This window comes from Marinobacter sp. Hex_13 (genome assembly GCF_001566815.1).
Taxonomy (GTDB): domain Bacteria; phylum Pseudomonadota; class Gammaproteobacteria; order Pseudomonadales; family Oleiphilaceae; genus Marinobacter; species Marinobacter salarius.
In genome coordinates this window covers 43,414-54,123 of the sequence record NZ_LSMM01000036.1, presented here as the reverse complement: position 1 = coordinate 54,123, position 10,710 = coordinate 43,414, and the positions used below count along the sequence as shown (strand labels likewise).

Here is a 10,710-nt window from a genome sequence, read left to right as displayed (position 1 = left end):
TTTGCCCCATGGCCTTTGCAACGCCCTGCTGCTGGAACACGTTGTAGCGTACAACTACACCTCGGCAGAGGACCGGTTCCGGCGCGTGGCGGAGGCCATGGATATCGACACCCGCGGTATGTCAAAACCGGTCATCAAACAGCGCCTGATGGCGCGAATTATCACGTTGAAACAAGCTGTAGGGTTGGAGGCCAAGCTTGGCAAGCTGGGCGTGACCACGTCTGACATACCCTACCTATCCGGCTTTGCATTGCAGGATCCATGCATCCTGACCAATCCTCGCAAGTCTTCCCGCCGTGACGTCGAAGTGGTTTATGAAGAAGCCCTCTGACTCCAACAACGCTGACTACGACATCGGTGACCTGCTTGGCCTTGGCAGCCAGTCGGTAAGAAAGAACTACTACCCGGCGCTGCAGGAGCGGATCGACGAACTGGAGAAGGAGCGTAATCGCTACAAGTGGCTGTTCGAGAATGCCCTTCATGGCATCTTTCAGGCTAACCTCCGGGGCGGCTTTGTGGCCGCCAACCCGGCCATGGCCCGGATCTGCGGCTATGAAAGCTCTGAAGCCCTGATCACGGGGGTTATCCGCCTTCGTGAGCAGCTGTTTTGCAGTTCTGGTGAGTTTGACGCCATCCGCCAGGAGTTACTGGATAACGGCAGTCTCAGTGCAAGGGAAACCCGGCTCAGACGGGCGGATAATACGCCGGTGCAAGTTGCTATAACCCTGTTGCGGCGTCCCGATTTGGGCCCCGAAGTGGTTGAAGCTTTTGTGGCGGACATCACCGAGCGACACCAAGCGCGGGAAAAACTTCGCCAGCTTAATGCGGATCTGGAACGCCGTGTGGAGGAGCGCACTGAAGAGCTGCAGAACGCCAACGTCGTGCTGAGATACCAGATCGAGCAGCGTGAAAGAGTGGAGCGGGAGCTGGTTGTGGCTGTAGAGGCGGCCAAGGAAGCCAATGAGAGTAAGGACAAATACCTTGCGGCGGCCAGTCATGATTTGCTGCAACCCCTGAATGCGGCCAGGTTACTGGTGTCCGCCCTGATAGACAGTGATCTGCCAGCGGATGAAAACCGACTTGTCCAGCGTGTGTGGAGGTCCCTGGAGAGCGCTGAGGACCTGTTGGCGGATCTCCTGGATATCTCCAAGCTGGATCAGAAAGCCATGCGGCCAGATATCGTCAATACTGATATTGGCGAACTGATGAGAGGGCTGGCGCAGGAATTTGAACCGGTGGCTGAGAACGCAGAGCTGCACTTTCGGGTGCGCTTGGGGACAGGCTACGTAAGCACTGACCCGCGAATGCTAACCCGGATACTCCGCAACCTGTTGAGCAACGCGTTTCGCTATACCCGTGAAGGCGGGGTGCTGTTTGCGGCCCGCAAGCGTGGTCCCAATCTGGAAATTGGGGTGTGGGACACCGGTGTGGGCATTGAGCAGGAAAAGCTCAATGACATATTCCGGGAATTTCACCAGATACTGCCCAAGGGTGGCGGTCGCCAGGGTGTGGGCCTGGGGCTGGCAATTGTCGAACGCATGGCAAGGATACTGGCCTGCGAAATCCACGTGGGTTCACATCACGGCAAAGGCTCCTGTTTCAGTATTCTTGTTCCTCTGGCCCGGTTCACTGAGGCGACTGCCAGTAGTCAAAATGCGGAGCCGCCACCAATTGCACCTGTGTCCTTCGATGGGCTTCGTGTTCTGGTGATCGACAATGAAGAGCCGGTACAGGAAAGCATGCAGGCCCTGCTAGAGCGTTGGGGTTGCGTGGTCACCACGGCGGGTAGTGCGGTTGAGGCTGTGGCGCATTGCGGCGGCGCAGACATCATCCTCGCGGACTTTCACTTGGATGAGAACCTGACCGGCTGTCAGGCGGTGTATGCCGTACGCAGACACTTCGGTCGTGACATCCCGGCGGCCATCATTACTGCGGACCGCAGCGATGAAACGCGAAGGCTAATCAGTACACAGTATCTGTCCATTCTGAACAAGCCAGTAAAGCCTAACCGTCTTCGGGCTCTTGTCTCCAGTCTTGCCGCATCCCTGAACTCAGAGTCGCAATGACGGTCTACACTTTATTCTGTCAATCATTGTTTTGTCAGGAGAGTGTGACATGTCCGTTCCCGAGAACGCCCTCACGAACCACGAAGTAACTGTATGCCTGTCTGGCGGTGCCGTCCTGGGCCCCTTCAACGCCACTTGGTCGAAGGACGAAGGCGGTGACGTAAGGGAACTGGTGCGGGAGTATGATGGTTTTCTGCAAGGGGAGAAGCAGCGCCGCTTCAAGTTTCACCTTCACGACACCTACACCAACACGGTTCATACCCTGATCCTGAATTTTGATCAGGTTACCGGCATTTGCGACCATGTCAGACTGAAGTCACCGCCAAACGGGTGAGCCCCAATGCCTGTGAACAGAGGAGGATGTCATGACGAATTTCAGGACTGAAAAAGACAGCCTGGGCGAAGTACGCGTTCCTGAAGACGCTCTTTGGGGCGCACAGACCCAGAGGGCTATCGAAAATTTTCCGGTAAGCGGCCAGCCAATGCCACCGGCGTTCATTGCGGCAGTGGTAAGAGTGAAGCAGGCCGCCGCCGATGCCAACGCCAGCCTCGGTTTACTGGATAACGATCTGCGGGACGCGATTGTTGCGGCCGGTGACCGCCTGGTAAACGGTGAATTCGCTGACCAGTTCCCCATTGATCGTTATCAGACCGGGTCTGGCACGAGCACTAACATGAATGTGAACGAGGTCATCGCCGCCCTGGCGGCGCGGGAGGATGTTGAGATTCACCCCAACGACCACGTCAACATGAGCCAGAGCTCCAACGATGTGATCCCGACCGCCATCCATGTCAGTGCCGTGGCGGGTATATACGAGCGCCTGATTCCTGCGTTGACCCACCTGTGTGGGGTGATCTATGAGCGTGAGGCGTTGTTCGCGAATCAGGTCAAGACCGGTCGTACTCACCTGATGGACGCCATGCCGGTCACCCTGGGCCAGGAGCTGAGAACCTGGCGGGAGCAATTACTCGCCGCGGAAAGACGGCTTGAGGCGGCCGCCGATGATCTTCTGGCGGTGCCCCAGGGTGGCACGGCCGTGGGAACCGGGGTGAATGCGCTGGAAGAGTTTCCTGGGCAGTTCGTTAAGTTCCTCACCTCCAATACGGGTTACCACTTCCGCTCCCTGGAGCATAAATTCGTGGGGCAGAGTGCTATCGATGCGCCCGTAGCTCTGTCGTCCCAGTTGCGGGGGCTGGCCATCGTACTGACCAAGATCGCCAACGACCTGCGCTGGATGAACAGTGGGCCGATTCACGGTCTGGCGGAAATCAGCCTGCCGGCGTTGCAGCCTGGCAGCAGCATCATGCCAGGTAAGGTCAACCCGGTGATTCCCGAGTCGGTGGCCATGGTCGGGGCCCAGGTCATGGGGCTGGACAGCACCGTTGCCATGGCAGGGCAGTCGGGTAACTTCCAGTTGAATGTGATGTTACCGCTGGTTGGTGCCAATCTATTGGACATGATCGAACTGCTGACCAACGCCTCAACCATGCTCGGAGATAAGGCGATTCGGGATTTCACGGTGAATACCGATCATCTGGACGCCGCAGTCGGCAAGAACCCGGTACTGGTTACCGCGCTCAACCCTGAAATTGGTTATAGCCTGGCGTCTGATATTGCCAAGGAAGCCTACCAGACCGGGCGGCCGGTGATTGACGTTGCGGAAGAGCGCAGTGGCCTGGATCGCAACCGGCTGGAGGAACTGATGGACCCGCTGAAGCTGACCAAGGGCGGGCTTGCCTGATAGTAAGTAACCGCCAAAAGGGCGGCCCTGACGGAGACTGAGCCGATTGCTGATTTCTATCGAGCTCTTGGTAATGCTGGTGCTGGCAAATGGCGTACCGGTTCTGGCCGCCCGACTGTTTGGTCGGCGCTGGTCAGCCCCTGTTGATGGTGGCAGGCTATGGCGGGATGGGCGGCCGGTGTTGGGGCGCAGCAAAACCTGGCGCGGTGTCGTATCCGGTGCGCTGGCGTGTTGCCTGTTTGCGTGGATCACCGGGATAGGCGTCGTATTCGGCCTGGCGTTCGGGTTACTGGGGTTGACTGGCGATATCATCAGCAGTTTCATCAAGCGCCGTGCCGGGCTCGCCTCCAGTGCCCGGGCCTTAGGGCTCGACCAGATTCCCGAAGCCTTGCTGCCGATGCTTCTGGCATGGCTTTGGCTGGACCTGGGCTGGTTGATTGTGGCGGTTGTCGTGGTGCTGTTTACCGTGTCGAATATCCTGCTGTCGCCCATACTGTACCGCCTGGGTATACGCCATCAGCCGCACTGAGCCCGGGCTTTAGCCGGGGCCTCGTGTCAGGGTGTGTATCGTGACCTCTGGTGGGCAATTCAGCCGTACGTTGACCACCGATGTGCCTGCGCCTGGTGAGGTATAGCCCTGCATGCCGTTGCGGCGCCAGTAGCCGCGGCCGAGTTCTCTGGGACAATCGGAATCCAGGGTCACGGGGATGCCACCGGGCAGGCAGATCTGGCCACCGTGAGTATGGCCGCACAGGAAGATGTCGTAGCCCGCATGGGCAGCCTCGCGCCAGATCTCCGGCGTGTGGCTCAGTAGTACGCTGATGCCACCCGGGGGAATCTCGTCTCCTGCCCGGTGTAGGTTGTGTACCTTGTAAAAATGAGCATCGTCCACACCCGCCAGATAGAGTTTGTCCTCGCCACGCTGCAGTACGGCATGTTCATTCATCAGCAGGTGATAGTCCATGTCCTCAAGTCCAGGAACCATCCGCACGCTGTCGTGATTGCCCAGTACAGCGTAGGCTTTGCCGCGAATAGCGTCCCGCAGCCTGGCCATGCCATCCATGGCACCATCAATCGGGCCCCAGGTGAGGCGCCGGTAGTCCCCGGTGAGCACACACACATCGTACTCGAGGGGCTCGATTTGACGGATGACGGCCTGCAGGTTGGCTTCATCCATATCCACGTGGAGGTCGGTAAGGTGCAGTATGCGGTAGCCTTCGAAGGCCTGTGGCAGGTCCGGGATGTGGAACTGGTTGTGGGCCGTGTCCAGCCGGCGGCTGTTGTGCTGTCCCCGCCGGAACAAGCCGGCCAGTTTCAGGCAAGCACTGATGAAGCGTGGGGCGGAGGTGATGTTTTCCAGGTGGAACGAATGGCGGTCCGGGCCGAACACACGGGCTTCCGCTTCCCGCTCGATGCCCAGGCGCTGGCGTGCGTGTACCGGGCCAAGGCGGAGGCTCAGGCGATACTCCAGGAGGTCATCATGATTGTCTGGTGTATGGGCCCGGGCGGTCATTGCTGGTCCTGTTGGTTGTTGGAAACGTTACCTGTCACGATCCGGTCAACCCGTCCCTTCATTATGGTCGGGACTGGGAGTGATGCAACCGAAGCGTCATAATGTTCATCTTTCTTAACACACGTTCTTAACACACGTTGTCACGATCAGAGTGTTCCATGACCAAGGATAGCTTCACCAGGGAGACGTATGCCGGGGCCCTGCCAGCCTGGCACATTTTTCTGTTATTTCTGCGTCTGGGCCTGACGTCTTTCGGTGGTCCGGCGGCCCATCTGGGATTCTTCCATGACGAATTCGTAAAGCGCAGGCGTTGGTTGTCGGACGCAGCCTATGGCGAGGTGGTGGCACTGTGCCAGCTGTTACCCGGCCCTGCTTCCAGCCAGGTGGGATTGACCCTGGGGTTCCTTCAGCGCGGCTATCGAGGCGCAGCAGCGGCCTGGCTTGGCTTTACCCTGCCGTCGGCATTGTTGATGACGCTGTTTGCACTCGGCCTTGGCCTCTGGCCGGATGCCGGGCAGGGTGGCTGGATAACCGGCCTTAAGCTATTTGTGGTCGCCGTGGTTGCCCAGGCGGTCTGGCAGATGGGCAAAACCCTGTGCCCGGATGCTCCGCGCCTGTCGATTGCCGTGGTGGTCGCGGTTGTTCTGCTGATGGCGGGCGCAGCCTGGATGCAGATACTTGTCCTGCTTGCAGCCGGCGCGGCCGGTGCTGCGATGCACCTGCCGCAAAAGCGCGTGGAGGAGGCATTAACCATACCGGTTCAGCCCCGTCGCCCGATGGTATTTCTGGTGGTATTTTCCGCGTTACTGCTGTTGGCTTTTTTACCGTTGGCCGAAGGTTCCCTGGGCTGGATCGGGTCTGAACTCTATCGCGCGGGGGCGTTGGTGTTCGGAGGTGGGCATGTGGTGCTGCCCTGGCTTCAGGGGAGCTTTGTGGTGCCAGGGCACCTGTCGGCGGATACGTTTCTGGCCGGTTATGGTATGGCCCAGGCCATGCCAGGCCCGCTGTTTACTTTCTCAGCGTTTCTGGGAGCCATTGAGGGCGGCTGGACAGGTGCTGCCGTGGCTGTGGTCGCTGTTTTCCTGCCGGGAACCCTGCTGGTATTTGCCGGTCTACCCCTGTGGTCATATATTCGCAGCCATTCGGTTGCACGGGCGGCTCTGGCCGGGGTGAATGCCGGCGTTGTCGGGCTTCTGCTGGCGGCGCTGTATGATCCGGTGTGGACTTCTGCCGTACACAATGCAGGGAGCGTTGCGTTTGTTCTGCTGGCCTGGGTTTCCCTGTCGATATGGAAAGTACCGGTCTGGATACTGGCACCCGGCAGTGCGCTGGTGGGCTTGCTGGTTTTCTGATGCCCCCCAAAGTGGGGGTAGCTAAAACCAGTCAGGGAGGCCACACTTGGGCATTGGGAAACTAAATGAACGGCAATAATCCAGAAGCAGAGGCTGATTATGTCCACATCCTGCACGATTCCGGGCTTGAACGTACCGAAAAGCCGCTTTCCGGAGCCTGAAAGCGATTTGCCAACCGGCGATAACCGCGAGCAAAGGGTTGTGCTTGGGGGTGGCTGTTTCTGGTGTGTGGAAGCCGTTTTTCTGGCGGTGAACGGTGTCAGCCGGGTGGAATCCGGCTATGCCGGGGGCACGGCGGAAACCGCCAACTATGAGGCGGTGTGTGGCGGCCAGACCGGTCACGCCGAGGTGGTCGATGTTCATTACGACCCGCAGACCGTCAGCTTCGGGGAAATCCTGAAGGTGTTTTTCTCGGTGGCCCACGACCCAACCCAGCTTAACCGGCAGGGAAACGACCGTGGTACCCAGTACCGTTCCGCCGTTTTTTACGAGAATGACGAACAGAAACAGGTGGCGGAAGCCTATATTCGCCAACTGAACTCGGCGGGTGTTTATGATAACCCTCTGGTGACAACACTGGAGCCGTTGGAGGCTTTTTATCCGGCGGAAGACTATCACCAGAATTTTGCCGCACGGAATCCATACCAGCCCTACATCATGGCTGTTGCGGCACCAAAGATCGAAAAGCTTGTGGACACGTTTGGTGACCAGCTCAAACCTGGTTACACCGACAACAACATCGCCTGAGGAGGCTGCTATGAGCGTTTCTGCTGCAGGTTATGACCTGACCCCGCTAACGCCACAACAAGTGGATGAAAAGGCCGCGGGCCTGACGGACGAGGAGCGCCGTGTATTGCTGGATCATGGCACCGAGCGGCCATTTTGCGGCACCTTGCTGGACAACAAGAACGCAGGTGTCTATTACTGCCGGTTGTGCGAGTTGCCGCTGTTCAGTTCCGATTCCAAGTTCGATTCCGGTACCGGTTGGCCGAGCTTTTTTCAGCCCTTTGACACCGACCACATCCGTTACATTGAAGACAACAGCATGGGCATGGCTCGCACGGAGATCCGCTGCCCGCGCTGTGACAGCCACCTTGGGCACGTGTTTCCGGATGGCCCGCCGCCAACCGGCCAGCGTTACTGCCTGAATTCAGTGGCGATGGTGTTCAGGGAGAACCAGGCCTGACCGGCCTGGTTAGCGGATGACTGTCGACACCAGATAGCTGGTGTAGCAAACGTACACCAGCAACAGCAGCACGCCGTCCGGTCGCCCGATGGTCCGGGACTTACCCGTCAGCCCAAAGCTCATCAGCAGAAGCCCGATGGTGAGGGCTGTCATCAGGGTCCAGTCGCGGTAAAGCACTTCCATATCCACGGCCAGGGGCTCAATGGTCGCAGCCAGGCCAACCACGGCCAGAGTGTTGAAAATACCAGACCCCACGATGTTGCCGAGTATCAGGTCGTGTTCGTTTTTCTTGACGGCCGCCAACGCAGAAGCCAGTTCCGGCAGAGAGGTGCCGATGGCAACGATCGTCAGCCCGATGATCAGGTCACTGACGCCCAGGCTCTGGGCAATAAACACCGCGCCCCAGACCAGCATGCGCGAGCTCACCAGCAAAAGCACCAAGCCTACAACCAGCCACATCACGGCTATTTTCAGCGGCATCGGGTGGGCAACCAGTTCGGAGTCGGTCTCGCCGATCAGTGAGTCCCCCTTGCCCTGGATGCCTTGATAGATGGACCAGCCCATGACGGCTGCGAACACACCAAGCAGTACCCAACCATCGAGCCGAGTCAGGTTGCCGTCAATCAACTGGTAACCGGCGATGGCCGTCAGTACCAGTAGTAGCGGGAGTTCCTTGCGTATCACCTGGGAGTGCACGGCAATCGGTGCAATCACCGCAGTCACACCAACGATCACGGCGATGTTGGTGATGTTCGAACCGTAGGCGTTGCCCAGGGCCAACCCGGGATTGCCATCGAGTGCGGCCATGGCTGACACTGCCAGCTCAGGCGCAGAAGTGCCGAATCCGATAATCACCATACCAATCAGCAGCGACGGCATACCGAGGTGTTTGGCGGTGGCTGCCGCGCCTTCAATGAAGCGGTCTGCGCTCCAGACCAGTAAAACCAGGCCAGCGATGATTGCTGCGATTGCCAATAGCATAAAGGATGCCCTGTTGGTGTAAGCCGCACGGTATGAGACTAAAGTGGCGGTGATATCGTTGAGCACAGACGCGAGAATGTAACAAAGAGCGCCCGGCGAGCGCATTTTAAACGTTTGACCTACACACGGCCACCGTTGGTAAATAAATCAGGACGTTGGCCCTTGTCAGATATGTTGGCGCAACCAGCCCCAGGCGGGCCCGACCACGAGTCAGTTGATAATCGCAATTTATTATCCGATCAAAAAACGGGATAATCGCGCCACAATTTCCAAGCCCCTCTGCTGATCGTGGGCGGGCAACAGGCTTTAAACTAGCTAGGGTGATAACCAATGGCCGTTAGACAGGCAGATGTGGTGCTGGTCGGCGGGGGCGTCATGAGCGCCACCCTCGGCATGATGCTCAGGCAGCTTGATCCTTCCCTGGACATCGTCATGGTTGAACGTCTTGATCACGTCGCCCATGAAAGCACCGATGGATGGAACAATGCAGGGACCGGGCATGCCGGCTACTGCGAACTCAATTACACCCCCGAAACCGACGATGGCGATGTTGCTATCGAGCGGGCGTTGAAGATCAATGCCTCGTTCGAAGTATCGTTGCAGTTCTGGTCTCATCTGGTTGAGCAGGGGATGCTGCCGGAACCCAAAAGCTTCATCAACCGAACTCCTCACCAGAGCTTTGTATGGGGCGAGGATGGTGTGAAGTTCCTCAAGCGTCGCCACGAAAAGCTCAGCGCCCACCATTTGTTCCGGGAAATGGAGTACACCAAATCCCCGCGGGATCTGGAAGAGTGGATGCCGCTGGTGGTGAACAACCGCGACCCGATGCAGAAAGTGGCCGCCACGCGTATCAAACACGGTTCAGACGTGGACTTTGGCTCTCTCACTCGCAGCATGGTGGAGTTCCTGGAAACCACGCCGAACTTTGAGCTGATGTTAAGCAGCCCCGTGCATTACCTGGCCAAGCGCGACAATGGCCGCTGGAAGGTACGGGTGAAGAACCAGAAAACCGGCGAGCTGACGAAGCTTGAGGCTGGGTTTGTCTTCCTGGGCGCCGGTGGCGGCGCCTTGCCGATGTTGCAGAAGTCCAACATCGACGAATCCAAAGGCTACGGTGGTTTCCCGGTCAGCGGTCAGTGGCTGGTTTGCCAGAAGCCGGAAATCGTCCAGCAACATTACTCCAAGGTGTACGGTAAGGCACCGATCGGCGCACCGCCGATGTCGGTACCGCATCTGGATACCCGTATTATCAACGGGGAACCCGCGCTTCTATTCGGCCCGTTTGCTGGCTTTACCACACGCTTCCTCAAGCAGGGGTCGGTATTCGATCTGTTCGGCTCGGTCCGCTCAGCGAATCTTCGTCCCATGTTGTCGGTGAGCCGCACCAACATGGACCTGACCCGCTACCTGATTGGTGAAGTGTTCCAGTCACACAGCGACCGTGTGGCTTCCCTGCGCAATTACTTCCCGGATGCCCGCGAAGAGGACTGGCGCCTGCAGGACGCCGGCCAGCGCGTGCAGATCATCAAGAAGTCGCCGGAAGGTGGCGGTAAGCTGGAATTCGGTACCGAAATTGTGGCGGCGAAGGACGGCACCCTGGCCGCTTTGCTGGGTGCATCGCCGGGGGCTTCGACGGCTGTGCAGGCCATGATCGATGTGATCCAACGCTGTTTCCCGGAGCGTATGGAATCTTCGGAGTGGCAGGAACGCATGAAAGTGATGGTGCCTTCCTACGGCCAGTCGCTGGTAGACGATGAGCAATTACTCAAAAAAGTGCGGGAACGAACGCTCTCAACCCTGAAATTGAGCTGATATTCCCAAACGATCTAACGCTTTCGGAAGCGCTGGTAGTCCTGGCTTAAAAGCTGGG

The 10,710-nt window shown here is 58.4% G+C and carries 10 protein-coding genes and 1 pseudogene; 9 read left to right on the top strand and 2 right to left on the bottom strand.

Annotated elements, in window-relative coordinates; genetic code table 11:
* From AXW11_RS09410 to AXW11_RS09390, 5 genes and pseudogenes are all read left to right on the top strand, one after another.
* A pseudogene (locus AXW11_RS09410) lies at nt 1-331 on the top strand (alcohol dehydrogenase); the annotation flags it as partial.
* Nucleotides 315-2,066: a PAS domain-containing hybrid sensor histidine kinase/response regulator gene (locus tag AXW11_RS09405; protein ID WP_091642780.1), complete on the top strand. Its 1,752-nt coding sequence runs from the start codon at nt 315-317 to the stop codon at nt 2,064-2,066. The pseudogene AXW11_RS09410 and the gene AXW11_RS09405, both read left to right, overlap by 17 nt.
* 49 nt (nt 2,067-2,115) lie before the next feature.
* Complete coding sequence (locus AXW11_RS09400) at nt 2,116-2,400, top strand: hypothetical protein (protein ID WP_041335245.1); 285 nt, start codon at nt 2,116-2,118, stop codon at nt 2,398-2,400.
* A 31-nt stretch (nt 2,401-2,431) separates the two neighbouring features.
* On the top strand, nt 2,432-3,808 hold the full coding sequence (locus AXW11_RS09395; RefSeq protein WP_091642783.1) for a class II fumarate hydratase: 1,377 nt from the start codon (nt 2,432-2,434) through the stop codon (nt 3,806-3,808).
* Nucleotides 3,809-3,854: 46 nt separating this feature from the next.
* Nucleotides 3,855-4,337: a CDP-archaeol synthase gene (locus AXW11_RS09390; RefSeq protein ID WP_091642786.1), complete on the top strand. Its 483-nt coding sequence runs from the start codon at nt 3,855-3,857 to the stop codon at nt 4,335-4,337.
* A 9-nt stretch (nt 4,338-4,346) separates the two neighbouring features.
* Here the strand turns inward: AXW11_RS09390 and AXW11_RS09385 are convergent, their stop codons facing one another.
* A complete protein-coding gene (locus AXW11_RS09385) occupies nt 4,347-5,321 on the bottom strand; it encodes a metallophosphoesterase (protein WP_091642788.1) in 975 nt (324 codons plus the stop codon).
* Between the two features lie 158 nt (nt 5,322-5,479).
* Between AXW11_RS09385 and chrA the strand changes: the two genes are divergently transcribed.
* The 3 genes from chrA (at nt 5,480) to msrB (ending at nt 7,859) form a co-directional block, all read left to right on the top strand.
* A complete protein-coding gene (chrA, locus tag AXW11_RS09380; RefSeq protein WP_091642791.1) occupies nt 5,480-6,673 on the top strand; it encodes a chromate efflux transporter in 1,194 nt (397 codons plus the stop codon).
* Nucleotides 6,674-6,772: 99 nt separating this feature from the next.
* On the top strand, nt 6,773-7,420 hold the full coding sequence (gene msrA / locus AXW11_RS09375; RefSeq protein WP_091642794.1) for a peptide-methionine (S)-S-oxide reductase MsrA: 648 nt from the start codon (nt 6,773-6,775) through the stop codon (nt 7,418-7,420).
* A 10-nt stretch (nt 7,421-7,430) separates the two neighbouring features.
* The gene (gene msrB, locus AXW11_RS09370; RefSeq protein WP_091642796.1) at nt 7,431-7,859 is read left to right on the top strand and encodes a peptide-methionine (R)-S-oxide reductase MsrB; all 429 of its coding nucleotides are present in this window, start codon (nt 7,431-7,433) and stop codon (nt 7,857-7,859) included.
* A 9-nt stretch (nt 7,860-7,868) separates the two neighbouring features.
* On the opposite strand, the gene AXW11_RS09365 is transcribed toward msrB, so the two are convergent.
* The gene (locus AXW11_RS09365) at nt 7,869-8,840 is read right to left on the bottom strand and encodes a calcium/sodium antiporter (protein ID WP_177190622.1); all 972 of its coding nucleotides are present in this window, start codon (nt 8,838-8,840) and stop codon (nt 7,869-7,871) included.
* A gap of 330 nt (nt 8,841-9,170) precedes the next feature.
* Between AXW11_RS09365 and mqo the strand changes: the two genes are divergently transcribed.
* Complete coding sequence (gene mqo / locus AXW11_RS09360; RefSeq protein ID WP_091642799.1) at nt 9,171-10,652, top strand: malate dehydrogenase (quinone); 1,482 nt, start codon at nt 9,171-9,173, stop codon at nt 10,650-10,652.
* Nucleotides 10,653-10,710 lie beyond the last annotated feature (58 nt).